The 18504-nt window shown below is 67.3% G+C and carries 22 protein-coding genes; 10 read left to right on the plus strand and 12 right to left on the minus strand.

Features of this window, described 5'->3' with window-relative positions; translation table 11 throughout:
- Positions 1–4: 4 nt before the first annotated feature.
- The 3 genes from ACWDXS_RS27290 to ACWDXS_RS27300 all read right to left on the minus strand — a co-directional run bounded on the left by ACWDXS_RS27290 (position 5) and on the right by ACWDXS_RS27300 (position 3746).
- Positions 5–580: a TerD family protein gene (locus tag ACWDXS_RS27290; protein WP_067457219.1), complete on the minus strand. Its 576-nt coding sequence runs from the start codon at positions 578–580 to the stop codon at positions 5–7.
- Positions 581–659: 79 nt separating this feature from the next.
- On the minus strand, positions 660–2666 hold the full coding sequence (locus ACWDXS_RS27295; RefSeq protein WP_378994686.1) for a hypothetical protein: 2007 nt from the start codon (positions 2664–2666) through the stop codon (positions 660–662).
- Between the two features lie 39 nt (positions 2667–2705).
- Complete coding sequence (locus tag ACWDXS_RS27300; protein WP_449969890.1) at positions 2706–3746, minus strand: ATP-grasp domain-containing protein; 1041 nt, start codon at positions 3744–3746, stop codon at positions 2706–2708.
- 387 nt (positions 3747–4133) lie between these two features.
- Between ACWDXS_RS27300 and ACWDXS_RS27305 the strand changes: the two genes are divergently transcribed.
- The 3 genes from ACWDXS_RS27305 to ACWDXS_RS27315 all read left to right on the plus strand — a co-directional run bounded on the left by ACWDXS_RS27305 (position 4134) and on the right by ACWDXS_RS27315 (position 5534).
- A complete protein-coding gene (locus ACWDXS_RS27305; RefSeq protein WP_378994690.1) occupies positions 4134–4412 on the plus strand; it encodes a hypothetical protein in 279 nt (92 codons plus the stop codon).
- Between the two features lie 54 nt (positions 4413–4466).
- Positions 4467–5048 carry a TerD family protein gene (locus ACWDXS_RS27310; RefSeq protein WP_101464103.1) on the plus strand — a complete coding sequence of 194 codons (582 nt, stop codon included), beginning with the start codon at positions 4467–4469 and terminating at the stop codon, positions 5046–5048.
- Between the two features lie 156 nt (positions 5049–5204).
- A complete protein-coding gene (locus tag ACWDXS_RS27315) occupies positions 5205–5534 on the plus strand; it encodes a hypothetical protein (RefSeq protein ID WP_378994692.1) in 330 nt (109 codons plus the stop codon).
- A gap of 67 nt (positions 5535–5601) precedes the next feature.
- Here ACWDXS_RS27315 and ACWDXS_RS27320 read toward each other — a convergent pair whose 3' ends face one another.
- A complete protein-coding gene (locus ACWDXS_RS27320) occupies positions 5602–6639 on the minus strand; it encodes a beta-ketoacyl-ACP synthase III (protein WP_378994695.1) in 1038 nt (345 codons plus the stop codon).
- 89 nt (positions 6640–6728) lie between these two features.
- Here ACWDXS_RS27320 and ACWDXS_RS27325 point away from each other — a divergent pair, with 89 nt between their 5' ends.
- Entirely contained in the window at positions 6729–7310 is a 582-nt protein-coding gene (locus ACWDXS_RS27325; protein WP_378994698.1) for a TetR/AcrR family transcriptional regulator, read from the plus strand.
- Positions 7311–7316: 6 nt separating this feature from the next.
- On the opposite strand, the gene ACWDXS_RS27330 is transcribed toward ACWDXS_RS27325, so the two are convergent.
- Positions 7317–8219: an alpha/beta hydrolase fold domain-containing protein gene (locus tag ACWDXS_RS27330; protein WP_449969896.1), complete on the minus strand. Its 903-nt coding sequence runs from the start codon at positions 8217–8219 to the stop codon at positions 7317–7319.
- Between the two features lie 101 nt (positions 8220–8320).
- Positions 8321–8863 (minus strand): YaeQ family protein, encoded by a 543-nt coding sequence (locus tag ACWDXS_RS27335; protein ID WP_449969899.1) that lies wholly within the window; start codon positions 8861–8863, stop codon positions 8321–8323.
- 86 nt (positions 8864–8949) lie between these two features.
- Between ACWDXS_RS27335 and ACWDXS_RS27340 the strand changes: the two genes are divergently transcribed.
- Positions 8950–9381: a hypothetical protein gene (locus tag ACWDXS_RS27340; protein WP_387445327.1), complete on the plus strand. Its 432-nt coding sequence runs from the start codon at positions 8950–8952 to the stop codon at positions 9379–9381.
- A 30-nt stretch (positions 9382–9411) separates the two neighbouring features.
- Here the strand turns inward: ACWDXS_RS27340 and ACWDXS_RS27345 are convergent, their stop codons facing one another.
- The 5 genes from ACWDXS_RS27345 to ACWDXS_RS27365 all read right to left on the minus strand — a co-directional run bounded on the left by ACWDXS_RS27345 (position 9412) and on the right by ACWDXS_RS27365 (position 12803).
- The gene (locus ACWDXS_RS27345; RefSeq protein WP_378994706.1) at positions 9412–9750 is read right to left on the minus strand and encodes an MmcQ/YjbR family DNA-binding protein; all 339 of its coding nucleotides are present in this window, start codon (positions 9748–9750) and stop codon (positions 9412–9414) included.
- A gap of 60 nt (positions 9751–9810) precedes the next feature.
- Positions 9811–10695: a metal ABC transporter permease gene (locus ACWDXS_RS27350; RefSeq protein ID WP_378994708.1), complete on the minus strand. Its 885-nt coding sequence runs from the start codon at positions 10693–10695 to the stop codon at positions 9811–9813.
- Entirely contained in the window at positions 10692–11426 is a 735-nt protein-coding gene (locus tag ACWDXS_RS27355; RefSeq protein ID WP_358116468.1) for a metal ABC transporter ATP-binding protein, read from the minus strand. Before ACWDXS_RS27355 ends, ACWDXS_RS27350 begins: the two co-directional genes overlap by 4 nt.
- Positions 11423–12361, minus strand: coding sequence for a metal ABC transporter substrate-binding protein (locus tag ACWDXS_RS27360; protein WP_449969905.1), 939 nt, complete (start codon positions 12359–12361; stop codon positions 11423–11425). The genes ACWDXS_RS27355 and ACWDXS_RS27360 overlap by 4 nt, the downstream gene beginning before the upstream one ends.
- Before the next feature lie 67 nt (positions 12362–12428).
- On the minus strand, positions 12429–12803 hold the full coding sequence (locus ACWDXS_RS27365; RefSeq protein WP_378994713.1) for a cupin domain-containing protein: 375 nt from the start codon (positions 12801–12803) through the stop codon (positions 12429–12431).
- Positions 12804–12883: 80 nt separating this feature from the next.
- Here ACWDXS_RS27365 and ACWDXS_RS27370 point away from each other — a divergent pair, with 80 nt between their 5' ends.
- Positions 12884–13324 (plus strand): MarR family winged helix-turn-helix transcriptional regulator, encoded by a 441-nt coding sequence (locus ACWDXS_RS27370; RefSeq protein WP_379315229.1) that lies wholly within the window; start codon positions 12884–12886, stop codon positions 13322–13324.
- A 212-nt stretch (positions 13325–13536) separates the two neighbouring features.
- Positions 13537–13767: a hypothetical protein gene (locus ACWDXS_RS27375; RefSeq protein ID WP_449969910.1), complete on the plus strand. Its 231-nt coding sequence runs from the start codon at positions 13537–13539 to the stop codon at positions 13765–13767.
- A gap of 46 nt (positions 13768–13813) precedes the next feature.
- On the opposite strand, the gene ACWDXS_RS27380 is transcribed toward ACWDXS_RS27375, so the two are convergent.
- Positions 13814–15238 (minus strand): amidase, encoded by a 1425-nt coding sequence (locus ACWDXS_RS27380; protein WP_449969913.1) that lies wholly within the window; start codon positions 15236–15238, stop codon positions 13814–13816.
- A 102-nt stretch (positions 15239–15340) separates the two neighbouring features.
- On the opposite strand from ACWDXS_RS27380, the gene ACWDXS_RS27385 reads away from it, so the two are divergent.
- The 3 genes from ACWDXS_RS27385 to ACWDXS_RS27395 are packed head-to-tail and all read left to right on the plus strand — an operon-like array spanning position 15341 to position 18479.
- Positions 15341–16618, plus strand: coding sequence for an ATP-grasp domain-containing protein (locus ACWDXS_RS27385; RefSeq protein ID WP_449969916.1), 1278 nt, complete (start codon positions 15341–15343; stop codon positions 16616–16618).
- Positions 16615–17442 (plus strand): hypothetical protein, encoded by an 828-nt coding sequence (locus tag ACWDXS_RS27390; protein WP_449969919.1) that lies wholly within the window; start codon positions 16615–16617, stop codon positions 17440–17442. The genes ACWDXS_RS27385 and ACWDXS_RS27390 overlap by 4 nt, the downstream gene beginning before the upstream one ends.
- The gene (locus ACWDXS_RS27395) at positions 17439–18479 is read left to right on the plus strand and encodes a PLP-dependent cysteine synthase family protein (RefSeq protein ID WP_378994726.1); all 1041 of its coding nucleotides are present in this window, start codon (positions 17439–17441) and stop codon (positions 18477–18479) included. The genes ACWDXS_RS27390 and ACWDXS_RS27395 overlap by 4 nt, the downstream gene beginning before the upstream one ends.
- Positions 18480–18504 lie beyond the last annotated feature (25 nt).

Raw genomic sequence — 18504 nt, forward strand, 5'->3', positions numbered from 1 at the left:
TGCCTCAGAGGTTGACGCCGAAATCGCGGGCGATGCCTTCCAGGCCGGAGGCGTAGCCCTGGCCGGTGGCGCGGAACTTCCACTCGGCGCCGTTGCGGTACAGCTCGCCGAAGACCATGGCGGTTTCGGTGGACGCGTCCTCGGAGAGGTCGTAGCGCGCCAGTTCCTCGCCGTTGCTGCGGTCGAGGACGCGGATGTAGGCGTTGCGCACCTGGCCGAAGGACTGGTTGCGGGTGGCGGCGTCGTAGATCGAGACCGGGAACACGATGGAGTCGATCGTGGCCGGGGTGTTGGCCAGGTCGACGTTGATCGTCTCGTCGTCACCGTCGCCGGCGCCGGTGGTGTTGTCGCCCGCGTGCTCGATCGCGCCCTCGGGCGACTTCAGGTTGTTGAAGAAGACGAAGTGCCCGCTCGACACCACCTTCTTGTCGGCGCCGAGGCCGATGGCGCTGGCGTCGAGGTCGAAGTCCGTGCCCGTGGTGGTCCGCAGATCCCAGCCGAGGCCGACCGCGACGGCGGTGAGGTTCGGCGCCGCCTTGGTCAGTGAGACATTGCCGCCCTTGGACAAGCTGACACCCATATCGAATCCCCTTGCTCATCGCGGCACGAAGCGCGCCGACGACCACACCCTAACGTTCGACTCTGAACGTTTGCTGTGATCAATCCTGTTCGGCCGCACCTGTTTCCACGGGCATGCGGTCGGCGCCCCAACTGCGCCGGAGATAGCCGATCACCCGGTCCAGCTCCGCGCGCTCGACGGCGGCCAGCTCACCCGGCTCGAGCGGGTCGAAATGGAAGATGTAGAGCCGCGAGGCGAATTGCTCGAAGGGCAGCGACGCTTCGCCGAAACGCTCACCGTGCCCGGCTGTTCCGACGACGACCCCGTCGCCCCAGTCCTGGCCGCTGTCGTTGTTCGGGTTGTAGAAGTACACCCGCATCACGTCCTGCGGGTCGAGGCTGACGCGCAGCACGGTGATCGCGTGCCAGCCGACGAAGCGGGCCGCGCTGTCGGTGACGGCGATACCGGCGGGCTGCGGGTGGATCACCGGCTGGTTGCCGTTGTAGAAGGGGTGATAGCCCGCGTAGAAGTGGCGCAGGAATTCGTCGAGGTCGGTCAGCAAGCCGGTGGCGACATCGACATTGATCCGGAAGCCGCGGCCGGACCACCAGCCGTGGAATTCCGGGTTGATCCAGCGGTGCGGGTCGCCGTCGCGGCCGATACAGCGCCGTCCCATCTGCGCGTAGATCCGGTCCAGGTGCGGTACCACCAGCAGCGAGACCGGGTCCAGATCCAGTTGCAGCGCGGTCGATTCCGTGTCCTCGGTCTCGCGCGAGGAGATCGGCTGCCCTTCGAAGTGCATCACGATCTCGTCGTCGCGCGCGGCCCACACCAGCGTCTGCAGCAGATAGTCGGGGTCGTTGTAGGCCCACATCGACAGTGCTCGCGCCGATTGGCAGGTGGGGTTGTCGCCCTGCCCGATTCCCAGCGGCAGGCCGAGAACCGACAGCATCCCCGACAGCAGCCACGCCCGCGGCTCCGGCGTCGGCCCGAACACCTGGGTCAGCCGCCGGCGCGAGTGCGGTGAAAGCCGCAGTGCCAGTTGGCGCCACAGCGCGGGCGCGACCGGTGGCTGATAGAGGATGCCGCGTTCGAGCAGCAGGGTGAGTCCGTACACGCACTGCGCCGTTTCGACGTGCACGGCCTGCTCGATGAGACTGTGCACGAGTTCGTGATAGCAGAGCAGGCTGTCGCGGCCGGTGCTGGACAAGCCCATCGCCTCGCCGAGCAGATACTCACCCTTGGTGAGCAGAAAGCGCAGCAGCACAGCGTGATACGGCGAGACCAGCCCGGTGTCGTGCATGGACCGCGCGAATCCCGTTGCCTCGTACTGCAACGCACTGTCGTCCATCGATTCCAGCCGCGTGCGGTAGATCTCGACCCCGGGGTCTTCCCGGCACCCCTCGGTGGTTCCGTAGAGACTACTGATCAGCCGGTCGGCGCCGAGGCCGCTGGCGCCGAGATCCACGTCGGGATTCGCCCGGGCGACGGCGATCTGGGTGATCATCCGTTTGACCCCGTCGACCTGGATGGGCCGCTGCCGCAGAATGCGCCAGATCTCGTCGACCAGGTTCTCCAGCACCTTCTCGTACCCGACCTCGGCGACGAGGTAGTGCAGCAGCTCGCGCGAGACCTGGGCCATCCGCCCCTGCTGTTCCCGCTCCGCCTCGGTGGGCGGGGAGAACAGCAGCGACAGATTCACCGCGAGCACCTGCGACAGGTGATCCTCGGCCTCTTCGGCCGACACCAGCGCATGCTGATATTCGCCCTTGGCGACCGCGAGCAATCGCAGATCGCTCACCGCCTCCAACACCATGGTGTCGGCGTTGGCGCTGCGCAAGGAGCCGGTACTCAGCGCCGGGATGAGGATCTGCGGCTGCGCCCAGTCGGTCCCGAGGAAAAGGCCCGCGGTCTCCAGCTTTTCGGCCCGTTCACGCACCGCCGCGCAACCACCGGGCAGCAGCAGCACCCGCCGCAGCGAGTCCATCACCCTGGGCAGCTTGACCTGCTTACCGAAATCGCCCGCGTCCGCGAGGGACTGTATGGCGTGGTCCACCGTGGCGAGACGCCGGTCCAAGCTCGCCGGGTCGTGGCCGTCCGGACTCAATCGCCGATCCCTTCGCACTCCGCTGCCCCTGGCAACGGATCAAATATAGAAGTCGAGCTCTTCTTGTCGCTTCAACAGATCCCGCAGAGTGTACGGGTCCTCGCCGAAGAAATAGAGCAGACCCCAGTGATTACCGAATGCGGTACGTTTGGTGACCTTTTCGGCCTGCGGCGCGGTGAGCTCGTGCGTCTCGAAGTAATCATGATCCTCGGTCTCGGGCGGCACCGACAGCCGACTGACCACACGTCGACGCGGATACACGCCGAAGCACCCGGCGTGGCCGGTGGCATCCACTACTTCCTTCGGGAAGAACGCGTCGATCTCCTCGGCGGTGGACTTCGGGTCGAACGCCAGTACCAGCGCGTGGTAGGCGTTGAAACCATAGGTCCGTTCCAGCAGTTCGAACACCTTGAAACCCGGTGGCCGGTAGGCGACCTCGCCGAAATACATTTCCCCGTCGCTGGTGACGAAGTACTCGGGATGGATGAAGCCGAATTCGATGTCGAAGGTCTTGATCAGTTTTTCGACCTGCCGGGTGATCTCGGGCCGATATTTCTCGAGTTCCGGCGTCGCGGGCACGAACACCGAGTATCCGAGCGTCACGTACTCCGAGATGTTCAGGAAGCAGATGCGGCCGTTGTGGACCCAGGCCTCGACCGCGAACTCCCAGCCGTCCAGGTGCGATTCCATCAGCATCGGGAACTCGTCGTCGGGGATGAAGTCCACCTCGTCGGGGGTCCGGATGATCCGGTGACCGAGGCAGCCCGCCTTGTCGAACGCCTTGAGGTGAATCGGATCGTTGGGATCACCGTCGAGTTTCAGCAGGGTTTGATTGACCCGCTTCAGGAATCGGATCACGTCGTCGCGTTCGTGCGCCTCTTCGAAGATTCCGACCCGGATACCGCCGAGCTGCGCGCGCCGCTTCATCAACGACTTGTCACGCAGGAGCATCGACTGCCCGAGCAGGCGAGGATTGTCGAGCAGGACGGAGTTGATCGCTCCGGCCCATTCCACCGTCTCCTCGAAGATCGGAATGGCGACGTCGACTCCCTTTTTCTTCAGGGTCTCGGCGATCTCCATCGAACGATCGTTGAGCCGCTCGAAATCCCAGGGGATATAGGGTATGCCGTGCTCCGTGCAATAACTTTCCGCCCATTCGGGCGCAACTACGATATAGCGGCGGTCGAACCGGTCAACCGCCTCGACCGCATTCAGACTCCAGCCCAGCAGGGCTACATAACCTTTGTTCGGGTTTCGACTTTTCGATTCGTCAGCTGAAATCGACAAACCTTATCCCTCCTCGAACTCCACAACCCGGAAAGCGGGACGCTGAAATGAATCCCTGCAGGGCTGCCATTTCCATGGAGTACCCGGCCCCTGCTCGATCAACCATGACGAAGCTGTGACCGAGGGGCTTGCGACCGGGCGCGACCAGCACCCATCCCGCGGCGGGACTACGCTCAGGCGATGCCCGGTCCAGAGACCCTTCCGCCGCCACGCAACGGTGTCGGCCTCGCGTCGTTGGTGCTCGGCATCATCGCCTGCGCGGTCTCGTTCATTCCCGTCGTCAGCGAGTTCGTCGCCGCCCCAGCCGGTATCGGTGCCGTGGCCGCCGCGTTCATCGGCTGGGATCGGATCGAGAACGGTGTGGCCACCAACCGCGCCGACACGATCGCGGGCGGCATCCTCGGCGCGATCGCGCTGGCGGTCACGGCCCTCGTCTACCTCGCGACCCACTCCGGCTGACGAGCGCATTCCGTCGCCATGCACGCGGCGAGCGAAGTCCGTAGCCTGAAAATCGTGATTACTCTCAAGAAGGAAGACGGCGCGGCCGATCTCGCCGGTATCACCAAAATGAGCGTGGGGGTGAGCTGGGATCCGTCGGCGGGTTCCAGCGGTGGAATTCTCGGAATGGCCCGGCGCAAGCGCGGTGTCGACCTCGATCTGATCGCCGTGCTGTTCCAGGGTGCTGAGCCGGTGCGATTCGCCGGCCTGGATTCACTCGATCCGCTCGGCAACGGATCGGTGCTGCACACCGGCGACGAGCAGACCGGTGCGGCCGCGGGCGACGACGAGACCGTGCACGTCACGTTCGCCACTGTTCCCCCCGCGATCGACTCCATCGTCTTCGTGGCCGTCGCGTTCAAGAAGGGCAGTTCCTTCGAGAAGGCGAACAACGTCTCGTTCAAGATCTACGACGCGACCGGGGGCGATACCCAGCCTGTCGCCGATATCTGGCCGTCATTGCTCGGCGCGGAGAACGCCAACGCGATCGCGCGGACCTTCCGCAACGGTCCGGTGTGGCAGCTGGAGGTCCTCGACCGCAAGGGCAAGATCAAGCAGGGCGATCGCCAGGCGTTGCTGCGCTTCGCGATCGGCTGACGTCGCGGCGGCAGGGCCCGGCGCGCAGTGCGCCGAGCTCCGCCGTGGCGCGGCGAACAGACCTCGCACTTTCCCACTTTTGCGACATCGGCGAAGTTCGTCAAGACCACGCGATTTCGGTGTTCCCTGAATAGTTGCTGCGCTACGGTTTTCCGCATGGACGACATCGAGTTGGATTTGCCGAGCGTCGCTACTTCCCACAACGCCGGACGAATTCTGGAAATCGGCGCGGTCGGTCTGCGCAACCCCCTCCCCGTCGACGGCGAACAGGCCCACGCCTATGTGTGCTGCGTCGACGGCACCACCCTGCAGCTCCCGGATTCGCTGCAGAACTGGGCCATGCAAACCCTCGCCGCGAACTTCGACCTACGCGCCACCGGCCTACCCTCACTGTTCCCCTGCCGCTTCGAATTCGGCATCCGCGACGGCGCGGCCTACGCGGTACCGGTGACCCAGCGGTCGCTACGCGAGAAGGCGAACGCGTGACGACCTGAGCAGAGAATTCCTTTGTCGCACAACGCGTCTACCGCCAATATCTGCGTGCGCTGAAGAACTAGGCGATCGGCGGCAGGTGGACGACCTGGCCCGCGTAGGCCAGACCGGCGCCGAAGCCGAGTAGCAGCGCGGTGTCGCCGGGGTCGGCGGCGCCGGAGCGCACCAGCTGTTCCATGGCCATCGGAATGGAGGCGGCGCTGGTGTTGCCGGTTTCGATGATGTCGCGCGCGACGGCGACAGTTTCGGGCAGGCCGAGGGTGCGGACCAGCGCGTCGGTGATGCGGATATTGGCCTGGTGCGGAACGAACGCGTCGAGGTCGTGAGCCGTGAGGCCCGCGAGGTCGAGCGCGTCACGACACGCCTTCTCCAGAAACGTGACGGCCCAGCGGAAGACCTCGGTGCCGTTCATCCGGATGTAGGGACGTTGCGACGTGCCACCGCTGGCCTCCGCCGCGGCGACTTCGGCGAAATACTCCAGGAAGTCCTTGTCCTGCTTGATCGCCGAGGTGCGCGCGCCATCCGACCCCCACGCGACCGGGCCGATCCCCTCCTGCTCGGCCGGCCCGACGACGACCGCGCCGGCACCGTCGGCGAAGATGAACGCGCACCCGCGATCGGTGGTGTCGAGCAGATCCGACAATCGCTCCACACCGATCACCAGCACCTGCCGCGCCTGACCCGAGCGCACCAGATTCGCCGCATCGGCCAACGCGTAGCAGAAGCCCGCGCAGCCCGCGGAGATGTCGAACGCGGCGGTGTCGTGCATGCCGAGTTCGGTCGCCACCACCGCGCCCGCCGACGGACCGAGCACCATCTGCGACGACGTCGCCAGCACCACCGCGTCGATCTGCTCGGCGCTCACCCCCGACGCCGTGAGCGCGTCCCGAGCAGCCGCGACACTCATCGAGACGATCGTCTCGTCGGGCTCGGCCCAGTGCCGGGCGGCGATCCCGGAACGGGTCTTGATCCACTCGTCCGAGGACTCGATCGCGTCGACGATCTCGGAGTTGGGCACGACACGGCGCGGGCGGTACACGCCGAGGCCGAGAATTCCCGCGTGGGTGACCGGAACCGCGGTGGCAATGGGGGTGGGCATGACATCCTCTCCATATGAACCGATCGGTTCACGTAGGAATAGGTCTAACATGAACCGATCGGTTCAATCAAGGGGTAGGAGAAGATCGGATGGCCGCCGGACCACGCGCCCGACTCATCGAGCACACGATCAGCACCGTCCAGGAACACGGCGTGCACGCGTCCTCCCTCAGCGAACTACTCGAGCGCAGCAGGACCTCACGCAACTCGCTGTACCAGCACTTCCCGTCCGGAAAGGGCGAATTGGTGCAGACAGCGGCACGGATCGTGGCACGCCTGGTGTACTCACATGTGAGCGCCATGGCCGACGCCCTGCAGACCGCGCCGTCGGCCCAGCAGTGGCTCACCGACCTGCTCGCCTTCTGGCGCGCCCCGCTGGAGAAATCCGACTACACCGCGGGCTCGTTCATGATGGCGGCCGCTCTCGACGAACTCGACCCCGCCGTCCAGTCCATCGCGGGCCAGGCGTTCGCCGAATGGACCGCCCGGCTCGCCGACGGGATCGTCGCCACCGGGATCGAGCGATCGACCGCGGTGTCGCTGGCCGGGTTCCTGCTCACCACCATCGAGGGCACGATCGTGCACAGCCGCGCGCTCAAGTCCGCGCATCCGTTCGACCAGGCGGTCACTCAGCTGACGATCCTGTTCACGGTGCACCTGACCGAACGGTGAGCCGTCTCACGAGATGCTGTGTGCCGCATCGAGTTCGGCGCGCAAGGTGGCGATGATCCGGCGACGGGCCGCCGCCCCTTCGGGGCTGGGCGTCAACGGGTAAACGTGCACGAGTCCGGGTTCTTCCTGATAGTCGAGGTCGACGCCCGCCGCGCGCGCCTTCGCCGCCAGCAGGCGGGCGTCGGGGTTCAGGATGTCGTCGGTGCCGGTGAACACGGTGATCGGGCCCAGCCCGCCGAAGTCGCCGAACAGGGGGCTGACCAGGGGATCCTTCATCGAGAGTTCGCCGCTCCACATCCGGCCGAACACCAGCCCACCGTCGCGACCCAGCCACGGGTCACGCAGCAGAACCGCATCGATCTCGGGGTTCTCGAGAGTGAGGTCGAGCGCAGGAGAGATCAGCAGCGTGCGGGGGACGATATGACCCGCGTCGCGCAGGTGCAGCGCGGTGGACAGCGCGATCTGACCGCCCGCGGAGTCGCCGGCGAGGAAGGTCGGACCGTAGCGCTCGTCGGCCGCTGTGACCAGTTCGGCGACACGGGGAATCACCTCCGCCGCGGTGCCGAACGGAATCAGCGGATAGATCGGGACCGTCACGACGAGATGCGTCCGCGCGGCGATCCTGGCCGCGAGTTGCCAATGTTGCGAAGCGATTTCGCCCACCCAGCCGCCACCGTGCGCGTACACGAGGCCACCGCGGGAGATCCCGTCCGACGGGGTCAGCGTGTAGATCGGCCAGCCACGGTCGTGCTCCACCGAGATCTCGACACCGCGGAGTGTGCGCGGCGGACCGTAGGCAAGGGGCCGCAGCGCGCGCTCGCGCACGTGCGCTGCGGCCAGCTCGGCATCGACGTAATTCCGGTTGCGCCGGGTGACCCGCAGGAAGCCCGGAATCACGAACCGACTCATCACACCGGGCACCGCGACCTCCACTCGACGACGAGACCGGTGCGGTCCACAGCGCTCGGGCCGAGCGTCACCGGTGCCAGCCAAGCTACTCCGTGCCGGCCTCAGCCGAGGGGCTGCTCGGTGATATCGGTGCGCAAGCTGGTGCCGTTGAGGTCCAGATAGAGCACGCCCTCGGTGACCGAGAGGGTAGCGGTATTGCGACGGTCGACCAGTCCCGCGGCCTCATCGATGAACGCGCGATCGAAACTGATCAGTGGAATCTGCGCCGCGTTGTGAATCTTCTTGCCCGCGTACTGCGCGAGCACCTTCGCCGGGTCGCGGTGGGTATAGACCACGGCCCGACCAGCGAGTTTGCTCCCGCGGTGAATACGGTCCGCGTCGGGCGCGCCGACCTCGATCCACGCGGTCGTCCGGCCGGTCATATCCCGAACCTGCACCGCGGGCTCATCGGTGGCCGAGATCCCGCCGTCGCTGAACACGATCCCCTCCTCGTACTGCAAGCAGTACGCGAGGATCCGGGTGATCATGTACTCGGCCGTCTCCGACGGGTGCCGGGCAACCCGCAACTCGAGATCCTCGTACACCCCCCGATCCACATCGGCGAGCTGAACGGCGAAGTTGTGCAGTGTTGCGCTGAGTGCCATAGGAGCTCCGACCCTACCGGGCCGCGACGTCGACTACTCGCGCACTCCCGGTTGCGCTGACCGGTCCGGACCGCCAGCATCTGTACATGAGAATCACTCACGTTTCGGCTCTGGCCGCCGTTTTCCTCGCACTCGGCACGGCAACCGTTGCGGCAGAACCGAATGCGGCCGACTCACCCCGTCAGGCCATTGCCCGCGCCTACCTCGACGCCCTGGTGTCCCACGACGCGAGCGCGGTCCCCTTCGCCCCCGACGCCACCCGCGTCGAGGTCGGCATCCGAACCGGCTACTCGGGCCCCCAGCTGAGCGCCGACTTGGAGAACGGCCTCCAGTACCGCGTGATCCAGGGCATTCGCGACCTCACCATGTCCGAATCCGGCGACACGGTCACCACCCACTACCTCCTCGACGCCGGAGTGGCCGACATCCGCCTGACCACCGTGGAGATCACCGAGACCTTCGTCATCCCGGTGGACTCCATCCAGACGATCGAGGCCACGATCACACCGGTGCTGTAACGACCTCGCGGCCGACGAGCTGTCTCGCGCTCACTGATCCGCATCCAGCAAGGCCCGCGGGGCGGCCTGACACCACGAGTCGGTGACGATGGCTTCCAGTTCCTCGCGATCGTCGAGTGACGCCAGGCGGACGCGGACCCAGGGGTTACCGGACTCGTGCGAGGCGATCCAGAATTTGCCGGGTTCGGCGAGGACCAGTTCGTCGCGATCGAGAATCGGGCAGCGGACCGCCATCGAGGTCTCGTCCTCGGGCAGGGTGAGGAACAGCTTGCCCGCGACCTTGAAAATCGGCATGCCCCAGGCGAAATGCTCTGTCGTCTGCGGCAGCGACAGCACGAAGGCGCGGACGTCCTCCCCGGTGACATTCATGCCCACATCCTGACACCACACACCGACACGATCGGATCCATCGCCGCGGGACCGGGACCGCTAGTCGACGGCACCGAGGGTGGCCACGGTTTTCCTGGCGCGGGAGGCGGTGATCCGGCGGCCGATCACGCCGTGGCGGGGGGCGAAGAGGTAGACGAAGGTGAAGGCGACGCCCTGGGTCACCACGACCATGCCGCCGGCGGCGGTGTCGAGGTGGTAGCTGATGTAGAGGCCGGTCACCGCGCACAGCACCGAGATGGTGGGAGCGATGACGAGCATGCGGGAGAAGCGGTCGGTCAGGAGATAGGCGGTGGCGCCGGGGATGATCAGCATGGCCACCACCAGCACCACGCCGACCGCTTGCAACGCGACCACCGAGGTCAGGGCCAGCAGGGCCAGCAGAGCGGTGCCGAGCACGCGGGGGTTGAGGCCGATGGCGTGGGCGTGGGTGGCGTCGAAGGCGTAGAGGGTGAAGTCGCGGCGTTTGAGGACCAGGGCGACCAGGACGATGGCGGCCAGGATCATGATCTGGATCATCTCGCCGCGGCTCACGCCGAGCAGGTTGCCGAAGACGATGTGGTTCAGGTCGGTCTGGCTCGGCGTCACCGACACCAGCACCAAGCCGAACGCGAACAGGGTGGTGAACACGATGCCGATGGCGGCGTCTTCCTTCACCCGGCTCGTATCGCGGACCACGCCGATCAACGCCACCGCGAGGAACCCGAAGATCACCGCGCCGACAGCGAACGGCCAGCCGACGATGTAGGCCAGCACCACACCGGGCAGCACCGCGTGCGATACCGCGTCACCCATCAGCGACCAGCCGATCAGCACCAGCCAGCACGACAGCACCGCACAGACCACGGCGGCCGTGACCGTGGTGGCCAGCGCGCGCACCATGAATTCGTAGCGCAGCGGGTCGATGAAGAATTCCTCGAGGCTCATCGGTCTCCGTCCACATCCAGGCCGAAGGCCTTGGCCAGGTTCTCCGGGCGCAACACCACATCGGGGTCGCCGTGCTCGAGCACCCGGCGGTTCAACAGCACTGCCTCGTCGGCCAATTGGGGCAACGCGTGCAGATCATGGGTGGACACCAGGATGGTGGCCCCGTCGGCGGCGAGCTCACGCAACAGCGCGGTGATGGTCGCCTCGGAGCGCTTGTCGACACCGGCGAACGGCTCGTCGAGCAGCAGGATCGTGGCCTCCTGGGCGATGCCCCGAGCCACGAACGTGCGCTTCTTCTGACCACCCGACAGCTGCCCGATCTGCCGGTCGGCCAGGTCGGTGAGTTCGACGCGGGCCAGCGCGGCGTCGACGGCGGCACGGTCGGCCTTGCTCGCCCGGCGGGTGAAACCCATTTTCCCGTAGCGCCCGGTCATCACCACATCGCGCACCGACAGCGGGAAACTCCAGTCCACGTCCTCGGACTGCGGCACGTAACCGAGACTGCCCGCCTTGCGCGCGGCGGCCGGGGGGCGGCCGTTGATCAGCACCCGGCCTCGATCGGGCGTGACCAGCCCCATCACGGTCTTGAACAGCGTCGACTTGCCCGAGCCGTTCATACCGATCAGCCCGCACACCCGGCCCGATTTCAGGGTCAGTTCGACAGTGTCGAGCGCGAGCACATCACCGTAGTGGACTGTCACGTCCTGGATTTCGACTACCGGTGCGGTCATTTCGAGACTCCGGCGAGTGCGGTCGCGATGGTCTTCGCGTCGTGGCGGATCAGGTCCAAGTAGGTCGGGACCGGTCCGTCGGCCTCGGACAGCGAGTCGACATAGAGCACGCCGCCGAACCGTGAACCGGACGCCTCGACCACGCGTTGCATCGGCGCGTCCGACACCGTCGATTCACAGAACACGGCGGGCACGCCGCGCTGGCGAACGAAGTCGATGGTCGAGCCGATCTGCTGCGGGGTGGCCTGCTGTTCGGCGTTGACCGGCCAGATGTACTTCTCGGTCAGCCCCGCGTCGCGAGCCAGGTAGGAGAACGCGCCCTCGCAGGTGACCAGGGCGCGCTGGTCGGCGGGCAGGGTGTTCACCGCGGCGACGAGATCGTCGCGCACGGCGCCGAGCTGCGTCTTGTAGGCATCGCCGTTGGCACGGTAGGCGTCGGCGTGTTCGGGGTCGAGATCGGTGAACGCGCGGACCATGTTGCCGACGTAGATCTGCGCGTTCACCGGCGACATCCAGGCGTGCGGATTGGGCTTGCCCCGGTAGGCGTCCTCGCTGATGTCCATCGGCGCCACCCCCTCGCTGACCACGGCGTGCGGCACATCGAGGTCGGCGACGAACTGGGTGAACCAGGCCTCGAGGTTCAGCCCGTTGTCCAGGATCAGATCAGCCTTGGCGGCCTTCTTGATATCGCCCGGCGTCGGCTCGTACCCATGGATCTCAGCCCCCACCTTGGTAATCGATTCGACCCGCAGATGCTCGCCTGCCACATTCCGTGCCATGTCGGCCAGGACCGTGAAGGTGGTGAGAACCACCTTCTTCCCGTCGTCATCGGAGGTGATCCCACCGCAGGCAGTGAGCGCGAACGCGATGACACTCAGAACACATGCCGCAAGCACCCGGCGGCGCGCCGGCGAACGGTAGAACCCAACCCTCATTCCAGAATTATATTGTTCGGGTAGCCAAACTTTCAAGTTCAGGGCTAGAAACAGTCGCGAGGACGGCTCAGGATGCCCAGGGCGGGGTGAAGGTAGAGCCGTCGGGGAGCTCGGCCGCGAAGCCGACCCGCACAGTCACCAGCAGCCTGGCGATCTCGTCGGCCGAGTTCGCGAGGGCGATCATCGAACCGGCGGGCGCGACCGCCGCGTCACCGGGTTTCATCGGCGCGGATTCGCCGTCGATCGTCATGGTCACCTCGCCCGACAGCACAACGAACGCCTCCTCCCCCAGGATGCGATGGGGCACGCCGACCGAATCGGCCCGAACCTCGGTCTGCCAGACGCACAGCTCGGCACTGCCGGTGCCGGGTCGGACGAGGGACGTGAAGCGGGCGTTGTGCACCTCGTGCACCTGCGCGTCTGCGGAACGGATCACCGGCATTCGAAACCTCCATAAGGTCAATCAACTTGTCTATATAGTCAAGTAGATTGACTATTGTGTCAAGTGCCAGAATGACTGTCGTGCCCGTGAACGCAGACCTCCCCCTCCTGTTGCTCGCGGCAGCGGCCGAGGTGACCGAGGCGGTGCACGCCAGGGTCGCCGCGGCGGGGTTCACCGACATCCGGCCGACGCACGGCTTCGCGTTCGTCCGCATGGCGCCCGACGGTGCGACGGTCGGGGAGATCGCCGACCACCTCGGCGTCACCAAACAGGCAGCCAGTCAGCTGGTCGACGAGCTGGTCACCAAGGGCTATGCCGATCGCAATCCACACCCGCGCGATGCGCGCGCCCGCCTGATCACCCTCACCGAACGCGGCTGGGCATGCACGCGAGCCGCCGACGCCGCCATGGCCGAGTTCACCCAGACCTGGTCGGACACCCTCGGCGCGACCACCCTCACCCAGGTCAGCAAGGCGCTGGGTCGCGTCGTCACCCCGGGGCGAGTCCGCCCGAGCTGGTGAACTGCCACCACCGCCGTAACCAAATCTTGCAAACCGACGATGTGCATAACGGGTACCCAACAATCCGAAGAACTGGATTTTCAAAACCTGCGCGGTGTCACGGCGAGCGGCATACTCTCGGATCGAGCGGTGACGCGCCACCGCAGCACCCGGGCCGACGGTCCGGGTAGCGCACTCGTCACGTCACCGTTCGTCTCGATCCCGGAGGGTCAATGTCAGCCCTGGTCACCGTTCACACCGTCGACACCGTCACTCGGCACAAGTACGAGCGGCTGCAGTACACCGGTTCGGCCGGCGTGGTCGCCTCGCTCGAGGACGCCCGCCTCGTGGATCGATGGCGCGCCGACTACCCCGGCTGGGACGGCGAGCACTGGGCGTTCGACGCGGGCACCGAAAGCCCGGGACGGCTGCGCCCGATCAATGTCGCGGCGCGCAACAACTGATCAACGCGGTGACGAGCGCCTGATCAGCGCGGTGCGCACCACATGATCAGGCGGCACCCGCGGCAGCAGCCCGATCGATGATCCGCGGGAACGGGCTTGCCGCTTCCAGCTGGTAGGCCAGGTCGAGCAGTGTCCGCTCGTCACCACGGCGCGCGGCCAGCTGGATCGATCCGGGCAGACCGCTGGGCACCAGGCCGTGCGGCAGCGAAATGCCGGGTCCCCCACCGACGTTGTTGAGCGGAGTGAAGCCGACGTAGTCGGCGAGCTTGGCGAACAGCGCGTCGAACGGCTGGCCGGGCGCGAGCTCGCCGATGCGCGGCGCGGGATGCGAGAGCACCGGGGTGAGTAGCACGTCGACCTCGGCGAAATGCCGGTCATAGGCCGCGACTCCCCCGCGCAACCGCCACGTCGACGCGGCCACCGCGAGCGGATTGCGCTTGGCCAGCCCGATCAGACCGGTGGTGAACGGGTCGAGTTTGCGCGCATCGAAGTACCCGCGGTGGCCCAGCCGGAACGACAGCGCCATCGCCGCGGCCATCACCGCCCAGTACTGCTTGAAGTCCTCGACGAAGCGCGGATCCACATCCAGCCGCGTCTCGACGATCTCGTGGCCGAGACCCTCGAGCACCTTCGCCGCCGAGGACAGGACCGCGCCGTTGTCGGCGTGCACCGGCCGGCCGAGGACATCGGCGGTGATCAGGCCGATCCGCAGCCGTCGCGCACTCGGCCCCTCGACCAGACCCACCGGCGGCAGCGCCGGATTCGCGCCGAATCGTTCCACGGCGGCCAGGTAGTGCGCGGTATCGCGGACCGAGCGGGTGACCACGCCCTCGGCGACCAGATGCACCGGCAGTTTGCGGGCGCCGGGCTGGTCGAGCAGGCGGTTGCGGGTGGTTTTCAGGCCGACGAGACCGTTGGCCGCGGCGGGAATGCGGATCGAGCCGCCACCGTCGTTGGCATGCGCGATCGGCACCACCCCGGCCGCCACGAGCGCCGCCGAACCGCCCGAGGAGGCGCCCGCCGAGTACTCCGGATTCCACGGATTGCGGGTCGGCGCGCGATCGGTGAATTCGGTGCTCGCGGTGAGCCCGAATTCCGGCAGCGTCGACTTACCGAGCACGATCACGCCCGAGTGCAGGAACTGCGCGCCGGGACCGCTGGTCACCGTGGCCGGATGCGGTGTGAACGCGGCCGAGCCGTGGCAGCTGGGCAGCCCCGCGATATCGGTGTTGTCCTTCACGAACGCGGGCACCCCGGCGAAGACCCCCGCGGTCTCGGGCGCCGACGCCGCGCGATCGAAGCACGTCACCTGCACCGCGTCCAGCCTCGGATCGACCCGCCGTGTCCTGGCGATCGCGGCCTCGAGAACCTCCGACCGGCTCACCTCCCCCGCGCGCAACGCCGCGGCGACACCGACCGCGTCCAGCGTTCCCAGGGCATCGTCGGTGAATCCGTGCACGGCAGAGCTCATATCCGCAGCGTAATGCGAGCCCGGGTCCCTTCGCAGCAGTAACGAACCTGCTAACCCTTCTCGACTATCGCATTTCTATTGATAATGGTTATCATTAGCATCTTGCTCGAGGTTGGAGGACATGTGGGACACCTGTTGATGGTGGAGAGCTGGGTCGGTTCGATGAGCACCCTGCTCCCGGCGGGAATCGAGGACAGTGGCCACGAATTCAGCTTCCTGACCCGAGATCTCGGGCATTACCTGCGGCCGGGAACACCCCTGCCACATCCCCTGCTCGGGGCGGCCAACGTGTTCACCGCCGAAACCAACGACGAGTCGACACTGCTGCCGTACGTGCGAAAACTGCAGGCGGCATTCGGTTTCGACGGCGTGCTCACCTCGTGCGACTACTATCTGCCGACCGTCGCCGCGATCGCCGCCGATCTCGGCTTGCCCGGGCCCGGCCGGACCGCGGTGGCCGATGCCTGCGACAAGTACCGGACCAGGCTGATCTGCCGTGCCGCCGGTGTCGCCGGTCCCGCCTTCGCCGTCGCGCGGGAATGGGATGAGATCGTGGGCGCCGCAGCCGAACTCGGCTATCCCCTGGTGGTCAAGCCGGTCGACCTCTGCGGCGGGATGTTCGTGCGCCGGGTCGGCGACGAGGCCGAGTTGCGCGTCGCGGCGGACGCCATCGCCGGATTCCCGATCAACGCCCGAGGACAGCACCGCTCACCACTCGTCCTGCTCGAAGAGTGCGTGGACGGGCCGGAATTCAGCGTGGAAACCGTCACCGTCGCCGGGCGGACGACGGTGATCGGAGTGACCGACAAACGGATCACCGGTGCCCCCGCCTTCATCGAGTCGGGCCACATGTTCCCCGCTGCCCTCGAGCCCGGCGATTCCGCCGCGGTGGCCGAGCTGGCAGTCGCGGCGATCACCGCGCTCGGTCTCGACGCGACCGTCGCCCACACCGAGGTCAAACTCGGCGCGCACGGCCCCCGCCTGATCGAGGTGAACCCCCGCCCCGCCGGGAATCGCATCACCGAACTGGTGCGACGGGTCACCGGAATCGACCTCACCGCCGTGCACGCCGAAGCTGTCGCGGGCGGCAATCCCGACGTCACGCCCCGGGAGACCGGTATCGCCAGCGCGGCCGTCGCGTTCGCGGTTCCGACGGATACCGGCCTGCTGACCACGGTGGACGGAGCACAGAACTGGGCGGCGGACCCCAGGATCGTGGAGCGCAAACTGGCGGATCCCGGCACCGAGGTCCGTCCCGCGACCGACAACAACACCTATCTCGGTCACGTCATGGTGGTGGACGACACGCACCGCACCACCGGCGACCTCGCACAGCGGTTGATCGCCGATCTCCGTTTCGACCTCGACGCTGCGCGATGATCGCCGCCGCCGTGCGCCCCGACTCCGTCGCCGAGCTCATCACGTGGGCGCGCCGGGGCAGGCTCGGACCCGAACCCACAACCCTGCACGCGTCCACGGCGTTTCGCACCGCCTACGGCACCCGGCACGCGGGCCGCTCTCGCGGATACCGCAACGAGGTGCTGAGCCTGCGGGTCGGCGCGGCGGTGGGCTCGTGCGGTCTCGAACCCGGCTCTGCCACCGACGATCTGGTCGACAGCTGTGTCGCGGCGACGATCGACGAACTGCTCGCGCATCCGGTGCCCGCGGTCCGGATCGCCGCGCTCGATGCCTATCTGATGCACGTGCGTCCGCATCCGTACGCGGGTGGCGTGCAGGGCGAACAGGTGGTGATCGAGGGGCCGACCTCGCTGACGAAGTCGCGCCGCCGGGCGAGCACCGTCGTCGACCTACTGCCCGCCGGGGTGTCGCGGGTACTGGTGGTGGGCGTCGTCGGTTCGCTGCTCGCCGAACTGCGGGCGCGCGCCATCACGTATCTGCCGTGCGACCTCGCCGGTGGCGTCACCGAATGGGGTGAGCCGGTCTTCGAGTCGGTCGCCGACGCTCCGTCGGACTACGACGCGCTGCTGGTCACCGGAATGTCGCTGGGTAACGAGACATTCGACGAATTCCGGGCCGTGGCGAACCGGCGCGGCCTGCCGCTGGTGCTGTTCGCCCAGACCGGCAGCGCGGTGCTGCCCTGGTTCCTGGGCGCGGGCGTACACGCGGTCTCGGCCGAGCCCTACCCGTTCTTCTCCCTCGACGGCGGGCCGAGTGCCGTCGTCACCTACCGAGAGCTGTCATGACACCCCCGCAACCCGCGCTTCTGCAGTTGATCGGCGGCACACCCGCCGTGCCCATTCCGTCCGGAAACAGCTGGTACACAGCAAAACTCGAGGCAGCGAGCGTAGCGGGCATGAAAGCCCGTGCGGCAGTGTCGATGTTGCGCGCCGCTGCGGCGAGAGGTGAGCTCGCGCCGGGCGCGACGATCATCGAATCCACCAGCGGCACTCTGGGACTGGGCCTGGCGCTGGCCTGCAAGGCACTGGGCCATCCGGTGCTGCTGGTGGTCGACGACGAGCTGGAACCCGATCTCCGCGCGTTGTTCTCGGCGTTTCAGATCCCGCTCGACGTGGTCACCGCACCACACCCCTCCGGCGGCTGGCAGCAGGCGCGGCTGGATCGGCTGGCCGCATTGCTCACCGCCACACCGGGTGCGTACTGGCCCGACCAGTACGACAACCCCGACAACGCGGGCGGCTACCAGGCGATGGGCGAGGAAATCCTCGCCCAGGTCGACGGCGTCGACGTGCTGGTCGCCTCGATCGGTTCCGGCGGGCACTGCGCCGGGCTCGCCCGGGTGCTGCGCACACGGTGGCCTCGGCTGCGGGTGATCGGGGTCGACGCCGTCGGCTCCCGGATCTTCGGCCAACCAGATCGCCGCCGGCTCATGCGCGGTCTCGGCAGCAGCATCCTGCCCCGCAATGTCGCCTACGCCGACTTCGACGAGGTGCACTGGGTCGACGCCGCCGAGGCGGTCGCGTCGTGTCGCCGGGTCGCGGCGGCCACCGGCATCGCGGGTGGCTGGAGCACCGGCGCCGCCGCCCTGGTCGCGGGCTGGGTCGCCGAGCGTGAACCCGACGCCCGCGTGCTGACCGTGTTCCCCGACGGGCCACACCGCTATCTGGGCACCATCTACAACGACGACTGGTGCCGAACCAACGGTCTCTTCCGCGCGCCCGCCACCGCACCCACCACGATCGCCGCCCCGGACAGCGCCGAAGTGCTCGGCTGGGGCCGATGTTCGATCGTCCGCGACCCTGCCGCCGAGGTGAGCGCGTGACCCCCGCAACGGCTTTCCAGCCCGG

This window comes from Nocardia sp. NPDC003183, assembly GCF_053590715.1.